This window comes from Paraburkholderia sp. RL17-373-BIF-A (assembly GCF_046030175.1).
Lineage (GTDB): Bacteria > Pseudomonadota > Gammaproteobacteria > Burkholderiales > Burkholderiaceae > Paraburkholderia.
On the sequence record NZ_JARESO010000039.1, the window covers coordinates 57,632 to 75,131 of the forward strand.

At 63.2% G+C, this 17,500-nt stretch carries 18 protein-coding genes; 8 read left to right on the forward strand and 10 right to left on the reverse strand.

Going from position 1 to position 17,500, the window contains the following annotated elements; all coding sequences use genetic code 11:
- Positions 1-438: 438 nt before the first annotated feature.
- The 3 genes from P0D80_RS34195 to P0D80_RS34205 all read left to right on the forward strand — a co-directional run bounded on the left by P0D80_RS34195 (position 439) and on the right by P0D80_RS34205 (position 2,735).
- Positions 439-1,674, forward strand: coding sequence for a ribonucleotide-diphosphate reductase subunit beta (locus P0D80_RS34195; protein WP_132372984.1), 1,236 nt, complete (start codon positions 439-441; stop codon positions 1,672-1,674).
- Between the two features lie 86 nt (positions 1,675-1,760).
- On the forward strand, positions 1,761-2,087 hold the full coding sequence (locus P0D80_RS34200) for a hypothetical protein (RefSeq protein WP_132372986.1): 327 nt from the start codon (positions 1,761-1,763) through the stop codon (positions 2,085-2,087).
- Between the two features lie 30 nt (positions 2,088-2,117).
- Entirely contained in the window at positions 2,118-2,735 is a 618-nt protein-coding gene (locus P0D80_RS34205; protein ID WP_132372988.1) for a histone H1-like DNA-binding protein, read from the forward strand.
- Positions 2,736-2,971: 236 nt separating this feature from the next.
- On the opposite strand, the gene P0D80_RS34210 is transcribed toward P0D80_RS34205, so the two are convergent.
- From P0D80_RS34210 to P0D80_RS34255, 10 genes are all read right to left on the reverse strand, one after another.
- Positions 2,972-3,448 (reverse strand): outer membrane lipoprotein, encoded by a 477-nt coding sequence (locus P0D80_RS34210; protein ID WP_408180868.1) that lies wholly within the window; start codon positions 3,446-3,448, stop codon positions 2,972-2,974.
- 26 nt (positions 3,449-3,474) lie between these two features.
- On the reverse strand, positions 3,475-4,413 hold the full coding sequence (locus P0D80_RS34215; protein WP_132372992.1) for a carbohydrate kinase family protein: 939 nt from the start codon (positions 4,411-4,413) through the stop codon (positions 3,475-3,477).
- 94 nt (positions 4,414-4,507) lie between these two features.
- A complete protein-coding gene (gene tpx, locus P0D80_RS34220; protein WP_408180869.1) occupies positions 4,508-5,008 on the reverse strand; it encodes a thiol peroxidase in 501 nt (166 codons plus the stop codon).
- A gap of 73 nt (positions 5,009-5,081) precedes the next feature.
- On the reverse strand, positions 5,082-6,362 hold the full coding sequence (locus P0D80_RS34225; protein ID WP_408290467.1) for a zinc-ribbon and DUF3426 domain-containing protein: 1,281 nt from the start codon (positions 6,360-6,362) through the stop codon (positions 5,082-5,084).
- Positions 6,363-6,410: 48 nt separating this feature from the next.
- Complete coding sequence (prmA, locus tag P0D80_RS34230) at positions 6,411-7,313, reverse strand: 50S ribosomal protein L11 methyltransferase (protein WP_408290469.1); 903 nt, start codon at positions 7,311-7,313, stop codon at positions 6,411-6,413.
- Positions 7,314-7,316: 3 nt separating this feature from the next.
- Positions 7,317-8,684, reverse strand: coding sequence for an acetyl-CoA carboxylase biotin carboxylase subunit (gene accC, locus P0D80_RS34235; RefSeq protein WP_012434380.1), 1,368 nt, complete (start codon positions 8,682-8,684; stop codon positions 7,317-7,319).
- Between the two features lie 117 nt (positions 8,685-8,801).
- Positions 8,802-9,272 carry an acetyl-CoA carboxylase biotin carboxyl carrier protein gene (gene accB, locus P0D80_RS34240; protein WP_408180872.1) on the reverse strand — a complete coding sequence of 157 codons (471 nt, stop codon included), beginning with the start codon at positions 9,270-9,272 and terminating at the stop codon, positions 8,802-8,804.
- Positions 9,273-9,340: 68 nt separating this feature from the next.
- Positions 9,341-9,796, reverse strand: coding sequence for a type II 3-dehydroquinate dehydratase (aroQ, locus tag P0D80_RS34245; RefSeq protein WP_408290472.1), 456 nt, complete (start codon positions 9,794-9,796; stop codon positions 9,341-9,343).
- A 194-nt stretch (positions 9,797-9,990) separates the two neighbouring features.
- The gene (locus P0D80_RS34250) at positions 9,991-10,542 is read right to left on the reverse strand and encodes a TlpA family protein disulfide reductase (RefSeq protein ID WP_408290474.1); all 552 of its coding nucleotides are present in this window, start codon (positions 10,540-10,542) and stop codon (positions 9,991-9,993) included.
- Positions 10,543-10,552: 10 nt separating this feature from the next.
- A complete protein-coding gene (locus P0D80_RS34255) occupies positions 10,553-11,206 on the reverse strand; it encodes a UDP-N-acetylmuramate--alanine ligase (protein ID WP_132373008.1) in 654 nt (217 codons plus the stop codon).
- Positions 11,207-11,483: 277 nt separating this feature from the next.
- Here P0D80_RS34255 and mpl point away from each other — a divergent pair, with 277 nt between their 5' ends.
- The 5 genes from mpl to mtgA all read left to right on the forward strand — a co-directional run bounded on the left by mpl (position 11,484) and on the right by mtgA (position 17,414).
- Positions 11,484-12,878 carry a UDP-N-acetylmuramate:L-alanyl-gamma-D-glutamyl-meso-diaminopimelate ligase gene (gene mpl / locus P0D80_RS34260; protein WP_408290477.1) on the forward strand — a complete coding sequence of 465 codons (1,395 nt, stop codon included), beginning with the start codon at positions 11,484-11,486 and terminating at the stop codon, positions 12,876-12,878.
- The gene (locus P0D80_RS34265; RefSeq protein WP_408290479.1) at positions 12,875-13,477 is read left to right on the forward strand and encodes a YqiA/YcfP family alpha/beta fold hydrolase; all 603 of its coding nucleotides are present in this window, start codon (positions 12,875-12,877) and stop codon (positions 13,475-13,477) included. The genes mpl and P0D80_RS34265 overlap by 4 nt, the downstream gene beginning before the upstream one ends.
- A gap of 186 nt (positions 13,478-13,663) precedes the next feature.
- A complete protein-coding gene (locus tag P0D80_RS34270; RefSeq protein ID WP_408290481.1) occupies positions 13,664-15,781 on the forward strand; it encodes a ribonuclease catalytic domain-containing protein in 2,118 nt (705 codons plus the stop codon).
- On the forward strand, positions 15,778-16,641 hold the full coding sequence (gene aroE / locus P0D80_RS34275) for a shikimate dehydrogenase (protein ID WP_408290483.1): 864 nt from the start codon (positions 15,778-15,780) through the stop codon (positions 16,639-16,641). The genes P0D80_RS34270 and aroE overlap by 4 nt, the downstream gene beginning before the upstream one ends.
- A 50-nt stretch (positions 16,642-16,691) precedes the next feature.
- On the forward strand, positions 16,692-17,414 hold the full coding sequence (gene mtgA / locus P0D80_RS34280; RefSeq protein ID WP_408290485.1) for a monofunctional biosynthetic peptidoglycan transglycosylase: 723 nt from the start codon (positions 16,692-16,694) through the stop codon (positions 17,412-17,414).
- Positions 17,415-17,500 lie beyond the last annotated feature (86 nt).

The following is a 17,500-nucleotide window of genomic DNA, read 5'->3' on the forward strand; positions in this document are numbered from 1 at the left end:
CCGATGCATCGCTCGACATTGCATTGAACTTCACCTCGCCAGCACTGACGAACAGGCAAACGCGAGGCAAACGCGAGGCAAACGCGAGGCAAACGCGAGGCAAACGCGAGGCACGCAGGGCAAGCGCGAAGCAAGCGCGGACCACCGCGACGAGCAACGCGAGGCAGCAGTCAGCAGTCGCAAGACGCTACAAGCACGCTCCGCAATACAGATAGATAGAGCAGCGAAACGTCGCATCGACACGTTGCTCTTCGAGCTCGCGAAGCACTTCGACGACACACGCTCAACACGCTTCACATGAGGTGATGCACACACTCTGTTGAACAAAGTGTTGTATGAACGTAGCAACGCGAATCGAAAACAGGATTTTTCATCAGCGAACTCTTTTATCGCTCGTGAAAAGATGGTACAAACCGTTCTAAATTGATGGTGACATTTATGCTCAACTGGGATGACGAGATCACTGCCGTAACTCCCTCGAGCGCTACGCAACAGAATGTGTTGCGCAACGCTGCGGGATCGGCTGTCGGTTCGCAAGTCGGAACGCGTTCCGCTCCTCATGCTCCCTCGGCTCAAGACGTCTTCGCGAACGACATTGCTGTCGCTCCCGTCGCTCATGTGACCAACGCTGCTGCTGGAACGGCTGCCGTTTCGGAAGCGCGGGTCAACGTCGCCGACAAGCGCATCATCAACGGCCAGACCGACGTCAATCAGTTGGTGCCGTTCAAATACAAGTGGGCCTGGGAAAAGTATCTGGCTGGTTGTGCCAACCACTGGATGCCGCAAGAAGTGAACATGTCGCGCGACATCGCCCTCTGGAAAGACCCGAACGGTCTGACCGAAGACGAGCGCCGCATCGTCAAGCGCAACCTGGGCTTCTTCGTGACGGCCGATTCCCTCGCCGCCAACAATATCGTGCTGGGCACCTACCGCCACATCACGGCGCCCGAATGCCGCCAGTTCCTGCTGCGCCAGGCGTTCGAAGAGGCGATCCACACGCACGCCTACCAGTACATCGTCGAGTCCCTGGGCCTCGACGAAGGCGAAATCTTCAACGCGTATCACGAGGTTTCCTCGATCCGCGCGAAAGACGAATTCCTGATTCCGTTCATCCACACGCTGACCGACCCGGCCTTCAAGACCGGCACGCTCGAGGCAGACCAGACGCTGCTGCGCTCGCTGATCGTGTTCGCCTGTGTGATGGAAGGCCTGTTCTTCTACGTCGGCTTTACCCAAATCCTGGCGCTGGGTCGTCAGAACAAGATGACCGGCGCGGCGGAACAGTACCAGTACATCCTGCGCGACGAGTCGATGCACTGCAACTTCGGCATCGACCTGATCAACCAGATCAAACTCGAAAACCCGCAACTCTGGACGGCTGAGTTCCGCGCGGAAATCCGCGAGATCTTCCAGCAAGCGGTCGAACTTGAATATCGTTACGCAGAAGACACGATGCCGCGCGGGGTGCTCGGCCTCAATGCGTCGATGTTCAAGAGCTATCTGCGCTTCATCTGCAACCGCCGTTGCCAGCAGATCGGTCTCGATCCGCTGTACCCGAACGAGGAAAACCCGTTCCCGTGGATGAGCGAGATGATCGACCTGAAGAAGGAGCGCAACTTCTTCGAGACGCGAGTGATCGAATATCAGACTGGCGGCGCGCTGACCTGGGAGTGATCCGGGTTCGTGCTGCAGATGCATTCATCGATGGGGATGCCGTCGGCTTGGGCCGCGGCAATTTTGGTTAGGAGCAGAATCGCCTGATGCAAAGCATGCCCGGTGCGCCGCGTGCCTTCGCGGCCCACAACTATGACAGGCACTTTGCGAACCCTTCAGTGGGATGGGCAAACTTCCCCCCGGAAAAAGCCGCTGGCGTCATTGCCGGCGGCTCGATCAAGCAATTGCCGGCGTTGAGCTTTCACGCCGAACAGATCTGGCGCGCGGTGCCTTTTGGCACGGCGCGCCTTACCGCATTCATTAGCGTAAGCGCGCAGCACCTGCGTACGCCGATGAATAGCCCGCTTCGTAGCGCGCGCCCTGAGAAGCGTCCGCGGGAAGCGGGTTTTGACGAAGGGTGTAGTTTGAACTGACTCTCATCTGAAAACCTGAAGGAGAAAATGATGGCAACTGCAAAAAAAGCCGCCGCTAAGAAACCCGCAGCCAAGAAGGTCGCAGCAAAGAAGGCTGCTCCGGCTAAGAAGGCTGCTCCGGCAAAGAAAGTCGCTGCCAAGAAAGTGGCAGTGAAGAAGGTTGCAGCGAAGAAGGCAGCACCGGCCAAGAAGGCTGCAGCGAAGAAAGCTGCTCCGGCCAAGAAGGTAGCAGCCAAGAAAGTCGCAGTGAAGAAGGTTGCGGCGAAGAAGGCAGCACCGGCTAAGAAAGCCGCTGTGAAGAAGGTTGCAGCAAAGAAGGCAGCACCGGCCAAGAAGGCTGCAGCGAAGAAGGCTGCGCCGGCTAAGAAGGCTGCTGCCAAGAAGGCTGCGCCTGCGAAAAAGGCTGCTGCTAAAAAGGCTGCGCCCGCGAAAAAGGCTGCCGCTAAAAAGGCTGCGCCTGCCAAGAAGGCTGCCGCGAAGAAGGCCGCTGCTCCTGCCAAGAAGGCTGCCCCTGCGAAGAAGGCTGTCGCCAAGAAGGCGGCTCCCGCACCCGCAGCGACTTCCGTCTCGAGCGCACCGGCGGCGACGGTGAAGACCGCGCTGAACCCGGCAGCGGCATGGCCGTTCCCGACGGGCAGCCGTCCGTAAGCTGGACGACAAGCGGTAGAAGTACTTCGACACGTCGCATGATGTGTCCGATGATCGAGTAGCGCTTGAGTAGCGTGGCGAGCGCTACTCGGTCAGGGTCCCGTTGCCGATTTCCGGCGACGGGATTTTTTTTGCCCGGCGAGAAACTTGCAGGCGAAAAAAACGCATGCACAGGGGAGGGCATGCGTGTGAGGTCGTCGCGGCGGCAGAAAGCCTCGCCGCGCGAGAGGGGAAACTTAGTGCGTGACGCGCGTGACGCCGCCGCTGGAGAGTAGCCGCACGCGCTCGCCGGCCCGGAAGATCTCGCCGGTGGCGCTTTGCGTGATGGCGCGCATGTCGCCGTTATCGAGCCGCACGGTGACCTCGAGACCGTCGCGCACGGCGACGCCGTTTTCGATCGAGTTGCCGGCCACCGCACCCGCCAGACCGCCGATGATGCCCGTGATGATCGAGCCGGTGCCACCGCCGATCGTGCTGCCGGCTACCGCGCCCAAGGCGCCGCCGCCGATCGCGCCGATTCCGCTCGGCTGGCCGTTGTTCGAACTGATCTTCACTGCGCGCACGCTGTCGACCGTGCCCATGCGAACCGTTTCTTCACGCTGTGCCTGCGACGCCGTGTACACGTCCGCAGAACTGCTGTTGTAGGCACACCCCGACATGGCCAGCGAACCGGCAATCAAGGCGGCCACGACCAGGCGACTCGTTGTTCTCATTCCCTGAACTCCAATAGCTCTCGGTATTACGGCAGGTCGTACCCGAACGCCTGCTTGAACCGCTCGTTGATCTCGGCCCGGCCGGGCGCATAGTTTTGCGGGCCCTGATGTTCGATCTTCAGCGCGCCCATCAGGCTCGCCAGACGGCCGGTGGTGGCCCAGCCGAGCTTGTTTTCGATGCCGTACAGCAAGCCGCCGCGGAACGCGTCGCCGCAACCTGTCGGATCGAGCACTTGCTGTGCCTTGACCGCCGGAATCTCTTCGATGCCACCCGCATGATGGATCTGCGCGCCTTGCTCGCCGAGCGTGACGATCAACGCCTCCACCTTGCCGGCGATCTCTTCGATCGACCAACCCGTTTTATTGCTCACCAGTTTGGCTTCGTAATCATTGACCGCTACATAGGTAGCGAGTTCAATCATGCGCCGCAGCGACGCGCCGTCGAAGAGCGGCAAGCCCTGGCCCGGATCGAAGATGAACGGCACGCCTGCGGCCGCCAGATGCTCGGCGTGCTGGATCATGCCGTCGTAACCGTCCGGCCCAACGATGCCGAGCGTGATGCCCTTGGCCTCGTCGGCGCGATTCAGATGCGACTGCATCATCGCGCCCGGGTGGAACGCGGTGATCTGATTGTTTTCCAGATCCGTGGTGATCATTGCCTGCGCCGTATAGGCGTCCGGCACGACCAGCACGCTCTCCGTCGACAGGCCGAGCTGCTTGAACCGGTCCATATAGAGCTGCGCGTCGACCGAGCCGAGCGTGCCCATGATGCGCGCGTCGCCGCCCAGCAGATGCAGCGAGTAGGCGATGTTGCCCGCGCAGCCGCCGAACTCGCGGCGCATGGTCGGCACGAGAAAGCTGACGTTCAGGATGTGGACCTGCTCCGGCAGGATGTGCTCCCGGAACCGGCCTTCGAAGGTCATGATGTTGTCGTAGGCGAGCGAGCCGCAAATCAGCGTAGCCAAGGCGAGCGTTCCTGTAAAAACGATAAAGAGAATGGGCGCGACGACGTGACAGCGCCGCGCATGAAGCGCGGCGCCGGGTTCGTGCGCGAAGGTGTTACTTCAGCGCGGCGAGGGCTGCGTCGTAGTTCGGTTCGTTCTTGATTTCGCCGACCAGTTCAGCGTGAACGACCTTGTCGTTCTCGTCGACCACCACCACGGCGCGTGCCGTCAGGCCGGTCAGCGGGCCGCTCGTCACGTCGACACCGTAGGCTTGCGCGAACTCATGGCCGCGGAAGGTGGACGCCGTGACGACGTTCTCGATGCCTTCGGTCGTGCAGAAGCGCGACGCGGCGAACGGCAGGTCGCCCGACACGACGATCACAGCCGTGTTGGTCAGCTTGGCCGCGGCTTCGTTGAACTTGCGGGTCGAGGTGGCGCAAGTCGGCGTGTCGAGGCTCGGGACAATGTTCAGCACTTTGCGCTTGCCGGCGAAATCGGCGAGCGACAGCGTCTTCAGATCCTTGCCGACCAGCGAGAAAGCGGGAGCGGCCTGGCCTACCGACGGGAACGTGCCGGCTACTTCGATCGGGTTGCCACCCAGCGTGACTTGACTCATGTTGTCGTGCTCCGAAAAATCGTCAGGATTGACGGTGAACGCGCCCGGTCAGCGCCAGGCGCGCGAGGATGCGTTACGGATAAAAAATCTGTACGCGGAAATTGGAAGCGACCGCATTGCCCGTGTCGAGATGCACGATCATGGTCTGAGTCGTATGCGCGGGCAGGCCGGCCGCGATCTGCGTGCCGGGCGGGACGTAGTCTTGCGGCCACAGCACGCGGCGTACTGCGACGTTGTTCTGGTCGTCGAGCAGCGTGAGTTCGATGGCCGGATACGCGAGCGCAATATTGAAGCGGTTGCGCAGCGGCATCTTCAGTTCGAGCTTGTGCGGGCCGTCGATTTGCCGCAGATCGGACGGCTCGACCTGCAAACCGTCGATGTCGTGCGGCGGCGTGACCTGGCAGCCGAGCGTCAAGCAGGCCTTCGCGTAGAGCGTCTGCGAGCGCGGGAAATACACCATCACCGTTTCGCGTTGCCACCAGGCGAGCTGCGCGAGCAGCGCGATGATCAATAGCGCCGCCACCACCGAGCCGGCGATGATCCAGCCCATGCGCCGCGGTTCGGCCGGGCGGGTTTCGCGCACCACGGGGAAGGGATCGGCGCCGTCGTTGACGGGCTGCACGGAGAAGGGCTCACCGCTGGGGGAGACCGGGCCAGTGGCGGCGGCCGGGCCGGCGGCAGCAAAGCCGGCTGCGCCTGCGCCCGCAGCCGCACCTACGCCGGCAGCACCTACGCCGGCCGCACCGAAACGCGGCTCATTGTCAGGAATGCCATACAAGGTAGCCGGCTCGTCCAGAACCGGCTCTTCGAGCGGCTCGTCCAGCGGCGCGTCGGAAGCGCGCTCGGTCTTGTGCCAGACGCGCGGCGCTGCTTCCTCGGGTGGATCGAGGTGATAAGCGAAGGGGTCGAGCGGCGCGTCCGCGAGCAGTGGTTCGTCGTCGGGCGGAAGCGGTGCGGTGGATGCGCCGGGCGGGAGTTCGGGTTCCGTAGCGTGGCGCGGTGTGACCGCGACGCCTGCGCCGGTGGAAACCGGTGAGAGCGGCACATTGCTGGCGTTGTGACGCAGACGGTTGTCGATGGCGGCGTCGGGTGACGGCGCCCACGGATCCCATGCTTCGGCGCTGAAGTCGGGGCCCTTGGGACGCACGCCCGAAAGCGCTTCGATCGCCGCGGCTGCGGCAACCGGTTTGGCGGTCGAGAAGTCACCGCCTTCGCTGATGTCGAACAGGCTGCTCGACGCGTCGAATACTTCCTGGCAATGCCCGCAGCGCACCAGGCCGCGGCGCAGCGCAAGTTGTTCCGTTTGCAGGCGGAAGACGGTTTCGCAGAAGGGGCAACGTGTTGCCAGGAGCATATTGAGCCGATAAGCCGGAAGGCCGTTGGTTGGACAATACGCCTTATTCTAATGGCTTTCGCGACGCGTTCCCGCCAGACATACCCAACCTTCGTGTTCGCGCCACACGCTGATGTCGATCCACCGAGAGTAGACCTGTGCGACCTCGTCCGCTTGCCGCGCCAGAATGCCGGACAGCGCGATCTTGCCACCCGGTTTGACCTTCGACGAGAGCATCGAGGCCATCAGCTTGAGCGGGTTGGACAGGATATTGGCGACCACGATATCGAACTCGCCGGTGGGGCATTCGTCGGGCAAACCGTACGTGACTTCCGCACGATTGCGCTCGCTGTTGTGGCGCGCCGATTCGACCGCTTGCGGATCGATGTCGATGCCGTACACGGGATTCGCGCCGCACTTTGTCGCGAGGATCGCGAGAATGCCGGAGCCGCAGCCGTAGTCGAGAACCGATTGCTCGGGTTCGACCGACTGCTCCAGCCATTCCATGCAAAGCCGCGTAGTGGGATGGCTGCCGGTGCCGAAGGCGAGCCCCGGATCCAGTTCCAGCACCAGTGCTTCGGGGTCCGGCGCGTCGTGCCACGACGGCACGACCCAGATGCGCTCGCCGATCTTGATCGGATCGAACTGCGACTGCGTGAGCCGCACCCAATCCTGATCTTCGACTTCACGCACGGTGAACGACGGCGCCGCCGCCAACCCGATTTCGTTGGCTGCGGCGGTGAGCAACACCGCCGGCTCGTGTTCCGGCGCGAGCAGCGCGATCACGCGCGAACGCTGCCACGCCGTGCGATCCGGCGTGAGACCGGGCTCGCCGAACAGCGGCTGCTCGTCGGGCGTGTCGGCGTCCGCATCTTCGACCGACACGGACAACGCGCCCAACTCGAGCAGCGCGTCGGAGAATTCCTCCGCGTGCTCGCGTGCCAGCTCGGCGATCAGTTCCCGGTAGCTCATGAGTTACGCTTCTTCCGGCGCGGCCTGCAGCTTCGCGGCCAGGCGGTTTTCGAGGTAGTGAATGCTGGTGCCGCCTTCGACGAATTTCGCGTCCAGCATCAGCTCGCGGTGCAGCGGGATGTTGGTCTGAATGCCTTCCACCACCATCTCCGACAAGGCAATGCGCATGCGCTTGATCGCCTGTTCGCGCGTCGCGCCGTAAGCGATCAGCTTGCCGATCATCGAATCATAGTTCGGCGGCACGAAATAGCCATTGTAGGCGTGCGAGTCGACGCGGATGCCGGGGCCGCCAGGCATGTGCCACGACGTCAGGCGTCCCGGCGACGGAATGAACTTGAACGGATCTTCCGCGTTGATCCGGCATTCGATCGCGTGACCCTTGAACACGATGTCGCGCTGACGGAAGGCGAGCTTTTCGCCGGCCGCAATGCGGATCTGTTCCTGCACGATGTCGACGCCCGTGATCAGCTCCGTCACCGGATGCTCGACCTGCACGCGCGTGTTCATTTCGATGAAGTAGAACTCGCCGTTTTCGTAGAGGAACTCGAACGTGCCCGCGCCGAGATAGCCCATCTTCTTGCAGGCGTCCGCGCAACGATCGCCGATGCGGTCGATCAGGCGGCGCGCGATACCCGGCGCCGGCGCTTCTTCGATCACTTTCTGGTGACGGCGCTGCATCGAGCAATCACGCTCGCCCAGCCAGACGGCGTTCTTGAACGAATCGGCCAGCACCTGAATTTCGATGTGCCGCGGGTTCTCCAGGAATTTCTCCATGTAGACCTGCGGGTTGCCGAACGCACGGCCGGCTTCTTCGCGCGTCATGTTGACCGCGTTGACCAGCGCCGCTTCCGTGTGGACCACACGCATGCCGCGGCCACCGCCGCCGCCGGCGGCCTTGATGATGACCGGATAGCCGACCTGGCGGGCAATCTTCACGATCTCTTTCGGATCTTCCGGCAACGCGCCTTCCGAACCCGGCACGCAAGGCACGCCGGTCTTGATCATGGTTTGCTTGGCCGTGACCTTGTCGCCCATCATCCGGATCGTTTCCGGGCGCGGGCCGATGAAGGTGAAGCCGGACTGTTCGACACGTTCGGCGAAGTCGGCGTTTTCCGAGAGGAAGCCGTAGCCGGGGTGAATCGCTTCGGCGTCGGTGACTTCCGCCGCGCTGATCAGCGCGGGCATGTTCAGGTAGCTCAGATTCGAAGGCGCCGGGCCGATACAGACGGCCTCGTCGGCGAGCTTCACGTACTTGGCTTCCTTGTCGGCTTCGGAATAAACGACGACCGTCTTGACGCCGAGTTCGCGGCAGGCGCGCTGGATACGAAGCGCGATCTCGCCGCGATTGGCAATGAGGATTTTTTCAAACATAGCGGGTTTTCGACTCATCAATGGGCGCCGGGTTGATCACAACGCCGGCTGCCTCAGAGGATCGGTCGCGCGCCTAAGAAAAACGGCGCGCGGGCGGCATGCGCAAAGCGTGCCGCGTCAGCCGACCACGAACAGCGGTTGGCCGTACTCGACCGCCTGACCGTTTTCGACGAGGATTTCCTTCACCACGCCGGACTTGTCCGACTCGATTTCGTTGAGCAGCTTCATCGCTTCGATGATGCAGATCGTCTGGCCTTCCTTGACCGTGTCGCCCACCTGGACGAACGGATCGGCGCCCGGGGACGGCGCGCGGTAGAAGGTGCCGACCATCGGCGAGGTCACCACATGGCCTTGCGGCGCGGCGGCAGCCGGCGTAGCCGGTGCGGCTGCTGCAGCCGCCGGCGCTTCGCCACCGAGTGCCGGTGCCGGCTGCGCGTATTGCGGCGCGTACGACGCGGACGGTTGCACGTAAACCGGCGGCGCATTCTTGACGATGCGGACCTTGCCTTCGCCCTCGGTCACTTCGAGTTCGGAAATGCCGGACTCCGAGACGAGGTCGATCAGAGTTTTCAGTTTACGTAGGTCCATCAGGCAGCCCCTTTAATGCGTAAAGTGCCGGCGCGTACGCAGCCGGCGCAAATTAGACGTGTTTGGAATCAGCCGCGCGACGAGCCGGCGGACAGCCGGTCGAGCGCGAATTCGAGCGCGTACAGATATCCCTTCCAGCCGAGACCGCAAATCACGCCCTCAGCCTGGTCGGAGAAATACGAGTGATGCCGGAACGGTTCGCGACGATGCACGTTCGACAGATGAATCTCGACGAACGGGATGCCGACCCCCGCCAGTGCGTCCCGAATGGCCACGCTGGTGTGCGTGTACGCTGCGGGATTGATCAGTATGAAATCGGTTTTTTCAGTCCGCGCGGATTGGATGCGGTCCACCAGAGCGCCTTCGTGATTGCTCTGGAACGACGCGAGTTCGACGCCTGCGTCCGCTGCGCGGTCCGCCAGCGCCTGATCGATCTGCGGCAAGGTCACGTGACCGTAGACCTCGGGTTCCCGGGTGCAGAGAAGGTTGAGGTTGGGTCCGTGCAGTACCAGCAGTCGCGTCATGGTCGCTTCTTTTTCCGTGGAATTGGGCGCACTTTAGCGCTGATTAGAGAAACTTGTCTAGTTTCGCGCGCGTACGGATTGATGGCGGCGGTATTTCGCCGCTGCGCCGGGCGCCCATCTTCTCTCAAATCCGTCCGATTTGCGCCTATTTTCGCGCCTTCCGCGGGTAATCGAGCGCCAAAAGAATGTGAAATTTAAAGGGCGTCGAGCGTCTGTTTCAGCGCCTGCGGGTCGATTTGTCCTAATTTTGTCGAGCGAATGTTGCCTTTTGCGTCAATTACGACGGTAAACGGCAGTCCGCCCGCAGTATTGCCGAAGGCGCGCGCGAGGTCAGCGCCGCCGAAGCCGGTCACGTAGACCGGATACGCCACTTTCACTTTCTGCAGGAACGTCTGAACGTTTTTTTCCGAATCCACGCCAAGTCCGACGAACTGTATGCCTTTTTTCGCGTAATCGCGCTGAAGTTGCGACAGAGCGGGCATTTCTTCGACGCAAGGGCCGCACCACGAGGCCCAGAAGTTGACGACGATTGGGTGGCCTTTAAGCAAACTTAGCGTTTGCGGCTTGCCGTCGACTGTCGTCACCGGCGCGGTCCAGAGTTGCGCGACCGCGTTTTGCGGAGAGGCCGGTTGCGCGGCATGCGCGACTTCTTCGACGCCGCCGTTCAGCAAGTGGTTCGCCAGAACGCCGCCGCCCGCGGCGACAGCGGCGACAAGGACGCCCGCCAGAATCCGTCTCGTATTCATCTTGGTCAGTCTAGTTGGTTGAAGGAGCGACGTCGCTGCCGTCGAGTAGCGTCTGAACGGCCTGCAAATTCGCGCGTGCCGTGCGCCCGCGCGCGTCGGCGCGCACTGCGCCACGCAGATCGTCGGTTTCGTAGAGCGCCACGTGCAGGCCGACCGGTTCAGCCTCGCGCCCTTCGTTCGTGGGGCGCCACAGAAAGCTGAGCGTTTCGACATAGCCGCGGCCGGCGAAATGCCGCGTTTCCGAGACGTCGTACTGAATGTTGGCGTTCAGAAAGTAGATGGCGACTTCCTTCGGGTTGTCGCAGAACACCTGAAGGTGGATATCCGAGTGTTCGCCGGCGGTGCCGCCGAGCACCGCACCGGTCAGATAAGGATTGAACGGCGCGAGCCGCTCCATCCATTCGACCGCGATGCGGCGCAGCCGCCGCAGCAACACAGGCTGGCTGTCGCCTTGGAACAGCGACTGATATTCGCGGATTTCTTCTTCGATCTGGTCGTTATCCGGCAGCCATTCGCCGGCAACACGGCTCTCGCCGACCACTTGCCGGGCGGCTTTGCGCTTCGCCGTGGCGTAATCCAGACCGTCTTCGGCGATCATGCGGGCAGCCGCGATAGCGATTTCCTCGCGCACGCGCTGCGGATCGAAATGAGATTTGCGGACCATCCCTCGATCATACTAGAGATTGACGACGGCCTTTCCTGGCGGGTCGCACCGCGCGCCGGACGAGGCGGCGCAGGCGAGCGCGCATAGGGTGATCGAAAGGCGTCGGTTACAATAGCGTCCTTTGCAGACGGTCGTTTCGACCGCTCTTCTGCGCTCCCATCCCTCTCAGGAAAACGCCGGGCCGCGCCCGGTTTTCTTGCCCCCTCTGGGGGCCTGGCGCGAGGCGACAGGTTAGGGGGCCCTTCCAGGAAAAACGCCCGCGCGGCACGACAGGCTTATGCACATCCACATCCTCGGTATCTGCGGCACGTTCATGGGCGGTCTCGCGGTCCTCGCGCGCGGCGCGGGCCACACCGTGACGGGTTGCGACGCCGGCGTCTATCCCCCCATGAGCACGCAGCTCGAGGCGCAAGGCATTGGCCTGATAGAAGGTTACGACGCGGACCAGTTGAACGGCCTGAACGCGGATCTGTTCGTGATCGGCAACGTGGTCTCGCGCGGCAACCCACTGATGGAAGCCATTCTCGACCGCGGCCTGCCGTATACCTCCGGCCCGCAATGGCTCGGCGAGCATGTGCTGAACGGCAAATGGGTGCTGGCGGTGGCCGGCACGCACGGCAAAACGACCACCAGCTCGATGCTGACCTGGCTGCTCGAAGACGCCGGCCTCAATCCGGGCTTCCTGATCGGCGGCGTGCCGCTGAATTTCGGCGTGTCCGCCCGGCTGACCGATTCCAGCTTCTTCGTGATCGAAGCCGACGAGTACGACACGGCCTTCTTCGACAAGCGTTCGAAATTCGTCCATTACCGTCCCAAGACCGCGGTGCTGAACAACCTCGAATTCGATCACGCCGACATTTTCCCGGATCTGGCCGCGATCGAAACGCAGTTCCATCATTTGATCCGCACCGTGCCGGGCATCGGCCGCGTGGTCACGAACGGCCGCGAAGATGCGCTCGAACGCGTGCTGACGCGCGGTTGCTGGAGCGAAGTGGAGCGTTTCGGCGTGCAGGGCGGCTGGGAAACCTTGCCGGCGGAAGACGGCGTGCCGGTCGACGAGCGTTTCGCCGTCTATCACAACAGTGAGCGTGTCGGGGTGGTCGAGTGGCAGGTGCAAGGCGAGCACAACCGCATGAACGCGCTGGCCGCGATCGCCGCCGCGCGCCATGTCGGCGTGCCGCCGGCGCAGGCCGCCCGCTCGCTGGCTGGCTTTCGCAACGTCAAGCGGCGCATGGAAGTGCGCGGCAGCGTCGACGGCGTGACCGTCTACGACGACTTCGCGCACCATCCGACCGCTATCGGCACGACCGTGGCCGGGCTGCGCGCCCGTGTGGGCCGCGACAACACGCGGATTCTCGCCGTGCTGGAACCGCGCTCGAACACCATGAAGCTCGGCGTGATGAAGGCGCAATTGCCGGGCAGTCTCGCCGACGCCGATCTGGTGTTCGGCTACGGCGCGCCGGCCGGCCGCGACGCGCTCGGCTGGAATCTCGGCGAGGCGCTCGCGCCGCTCGGCGGCAAAGCGCAGGCTTTCGACAATCTCGACGCGCTGGTCAAAGCAGTAGTCCACGCAGCGCGCCCCGGCGATCAGATTCTGGTGATGAGCAACGGCGGCTTCGGCGGCGTGCATCAGAAACTGCTCGACGCCCTTTCCGCGCGAGGCGTTTCGTGATCCTTTATCTGCACGGTTTCCGCTCGTCACCCAATTCGTTCAAGGCGCGCGTGCTGGCAGCGCGGCTCGTCGAGCTCGGCCGCAGCGACGAATGGTGCTGCCCAATGTTGCCGGTTTCGCCGTTCGAGACCGTGGCGCTCGCCGAATCGCTGGTGGCCGCCGCCCAGCCGCAAAACGTCACGCTGATCGGCAGTTCGCTCGGCGGCTATTTCGCCACCTATCTGGCGGAGAAGCACGGCTGGCCGGCGGTGCTGCTGAATCCGGCGGTCGTGCCGCAGCGCGACCTGAGCGCTTATCTCGGCGAGCAGCCGTTGTGGCACGGCGGCGGCAGCATCGTCGTCGAGCCGCATCATCTGGATGAGTTGCGCGCGCTTGGCGTCGCGTCGATCACGCGGCCCGAACGCTATTATTTGATGGCCGCCACCGGCGACGAAGTGCTCGACTACCGCGAAATGCTCGCGCACTATCCCGGCGCACGCACTACGCTGATCGAAGGGAGTGACCACGCGATCAGCGAATTCGCGCAATACGTCGACGACGTGCTGGCCTTCTGCGACGCGGAAGACGTCGAGCCGCCGGCGCCGCGCGAAGCCGCGTAAAGTCGCGTCAAGCCGGGCGTTCCAGCAGCGGGGCGATTGCCGCGCATCATGATTCATGCCGCCGGCGCGCGCGTATCGCGCCGCGGATCCACTACCACGAACACGTTGCCGTGCCGCGCACGCAGTGACCGATCGCAAAGCAGGATCGGGCGCGCCGGCAGATGCAAGACAGAACGAGAGTATTGAGTGAACGTTTTCTTCGAGGAATCGGGCAGTTTCAAGGCGGGCAGCGTGCTGTCGCGCCAAGGCGATGCTTTTCAGGTCGAGTTGCCGGGCGGCCGGCGCGCCAAGGTGCGCGCGAAAGATGTGCTGATCGAATTCGAAAAGCCGAGTGCGGCCGAACTGATGCAGCAAGCCGACGCTGCCGCGCAGGAGATCGATCTGGACTTCCTGTGGGAATGCGCGCCTGACGACGAATTCCCGTTCGCCACGCTCGGCGCAGAGTATTTCGGCGACCGCTTCGGGTCGATCGAGCGCGCCGCGCTGGTGCTGCGCATGCATGGCTCGCCGGTGTACTTCCGCCGCAAGGGCCGCGGCATGTACCAACGCGCGCCGCAGGAGCAACTGAAGATGGCGCTCGCCGGGCTCGAGCGCAAGCGTCAGCAGGCGCTGGTGCAGGTCGGCTACGAAGATGAATTGAAAGCCGGCCGTCTGCCGGAAGCCTTCACGGGCAGCAAGGCGCTGGGGCTGCTGACCAAGCCGGACAAGAACACGATCGAGTACAAGGCGCTAGAAGGCGCCGCGGCGGCGCGCGGTATTTCGCAGGCGCGTCTGATGCTGGAAAACGGCGCCATTCCGTCGGCGCGCGCGTTGCACGAAGCGAAATTCCTCTCCGAGTTCTTCCCGCATGGCACCGGCTTTCCGCCGGTTACCGTCGGCACCTTGCCGGAAGATCTGCCGGAAGCGGACGTGCAGGCGTTCTCGATCGACGACATCACCACCACTGAAATCGACGATGCCTTCTCCGTCGAGCACCTGGCGGACGGCCGCGTGCGGATCGGCGTGCATATCGCCGCGCCGGCGCTCGGCATTCAGCGTGGCGACGAGGTCGATGCGATCGCGCGCACGCGTTTGTCGACCGTGTACATGCCCGGCGACAAGATCACCATGCTGCCCGACAGCGTCGTCGAAGCGTTCACGTTGGCCGAAGGCGGCTTGCGTCCGGCGCTTTCGCTGTATGTGATCGTCAATCGCGAGACGCAGGAGATCGTCGCGAGCGAAACGCGCGCCGAGCGCGTGTTCGTGAAGAACAACCTGCGCCACAACACGCTCGACGAACTCGTCACCGAAGAGGCGCTCGCCGCCGACAGCGGCGACTATCCGCACAAGGACGACATCGCCGTGCTGTGGCCGTTCGCGCAGGCGCTGTTCGAAAAGCGCCAGGCCGCGCGCGCCGGTTACGGCCTGCGTCGCGAAGTGCAGCGCAACACCGACTTCAACTTCTACGTGGAAGGCGAGCACATCACGATCACGCCGCGCCGGCGCGGTTCGCCGCTCGATACGATCGTCGCCGAACTGGCGATTCTCGCGAACTCGTCGTGGGGCGCGTTCCTGCACGACCACGGTGTGCCGGGCATCTACCGCACGCAGCGCGCTTTTGGCGCGCCGACTGGTCCCAAGCGCACGCGCATGCAGACCAACGCCGCGCCGCACGAAGGCCTCGGTGTCACGCAGTACGCGTGGAGTACGTCGCCGCTGCGCCGTTACGTCGACCTGGTGAACCAGTGGCAGTTGATCGCCTGCGTGCAGCATGGCGTGACCGCGAAACTGGCCGCGCCGTTCAAGCCGAAAGATGCCGATCTGTTCGCCGTCGTGCAAGGTTTCGACGACACGTACACCGCGTACGCCGATCATCAGCGTCGCATGGAGTACTTCTGGTGCCTGCGCTGGCTGAAGCAGGAGAACAGGAAGCAGGTGGTGGCGTCGGTGGTGAAGGGCGATCTGGTGCGCCTGGAAGAGATTCCGCTGCTGCTGCATGTGCCGGGCCTCGGCGTGCACGCGCGCGGCACGCGTTTGCAGATGGAAGTGATGTCAATCGATGAGTTGACCGTGGAAGCCTCCGTGCGTCTTCTGCATGTGCTCGACGCGCCCACCGTGACGAGCGGCAGCGAGGCTGAAGAAGCGGACGAGGGCGAAGAGGAAATCATCGACGCCCCGGACGAGAGCGCCGAAGGCGAAGCCGAGGCGCAGGCCGAAGCCGAACTCGACGGCAACGACGCGGCTGCTGTGAAGGACGACGCCGAAAGCAGCGATGGCGCGGACGGTGCCGCCACCCATCAGCACATTGCGGAGCCGGGACGATGAGCACTCAGGATTCACGCGACCGCTATGCGGTCATCGGCAACCCGGTCGGTCATAGCAAGTCGCCGTTCATTCATGGACGGTTTGCCGCGCAGACCGGCGAGCCTGTGGAATATGGCCACCTGCTCGCGCCGGTGGATGCGTTCGTGCCGCACGTGCGGGCCTTCATCGACGCAGGCGGGCGCGGGCTGAACGTGACCGTGCCGTTCAAACTCGACGCGCATGCCTTTGCTGACACTTTGTCGCCGCGCGCGGCGGCGGCGGGGGCGGTGAACACGTTGCGCATCGACGCAAATGGTATCTATGGCGACAACACCGATGGTTTCGGTCTCGTGCGCGACATCGAGGTGAATCTCGGCGTGTCGTTGAAGGGAGCACGCATTCTGTTGCTGGGCGCAGGCGGCGCCGCGCGCGGCGTGGTGCTGCCAATGCTGGGCCGCGCGCCGCATACGGTGACCATCGTCAATCGCACGGCGGAGAAAGCCGAGGCGCTGGTCGGCCAGTTCGCGCAGGCCGCGCGTGATGCGGCATGTCATCTGAGCGGCGGCAGCGCGCGGGCGATCGAAGCGGGCGCTTACGATGTGATCGTCAACGCGACGGCGGGAAGTCTCGATGCGTCGCTGCCCGAGTGCGACGACCGCGCGTTCGGCAGCGGCACACTCGCCTACGACATGATGTACGGCGCGCATCCGACCGTGTTCATGGAGCACGCGCGGAAGCTGGGCGCGCGCGGTGCCGATGGACTCGGGATGCTGGTCGAGCAGGCGGCCGAATCGTTTTTCGTGTGGCGCGGCGTGCGGCCTGACGGCGCGCCGGTGCTGGCCGAATTGCGTGCGCTGTTGACGGCGCCGTCGCACGCTTAACGCTGGCGTATCAGGTTAAGGCACATTCCCGCACGAGGATTGAGAGCACGATGACAGCAACGCGGCGCGTGAGCCGGCCAGGTCCGGTGCGATGGGTGTTCTATCTGTGCGCCGTGGTTGCGATTGCGTGGCTCGCGACGCAGGCGTTTTACTTCGCGCGGATCGCAGTTTGGAATTACGTCAATCCGCGCAGTACAGCGTTTATGCGGTCGGACGCGTGGCGGTTGTCGCAGGATCGGCCGGATCTTTCGGTGCAGCATACGTGGGTGTCGTATGACCAGATTTCGCGCAATCTGAAGCGGGCGATTATTGCTTCTGAGGATGCGAATTTTGTTAACAACAATGGGTATGAGACCGACGCTATTTTGCAGGCCTGGGAGCGGAATAAGGCTAAGGGCAAGATTGTTCGCGGTGGGTCGACCATTACTCAGCAGTTGGCGCGGAATCTGTTTTTGTCTCGGGAGAAAAGCTATATCCGGAAGGGGCAGGAGCTCATCATTACCTGGATGCTCGAGACCTTGATGGATAAGGAGCGGATCTTTGAGATTTATCTCAACTCCGTTGAGTGGGGGAATGGGGTTTATGGGGCTGAAGCGGCGGCTCATTATTACTACAAGACTTCGGCGAGTAAGTTGACTGCTGCGCAGTCGGCTCGATTGGCCGTTATGCTGCCGCAGCCTAAGTATTTTGATGAGCATCGAGGGTCGCAGTATTTGGCTCAGCGCTCGCGGGTTATTGCCAGGAGGATGGGGGCGGCTGAGTTGCCTGATTGATGGGGGTCTTTGCGTGCTCGGCGCTGGGTCTGTGTTTTTTTTATGGCGTTGGCCTTTCCTTGAGTTCATGTCGGTCTATTAGCGTC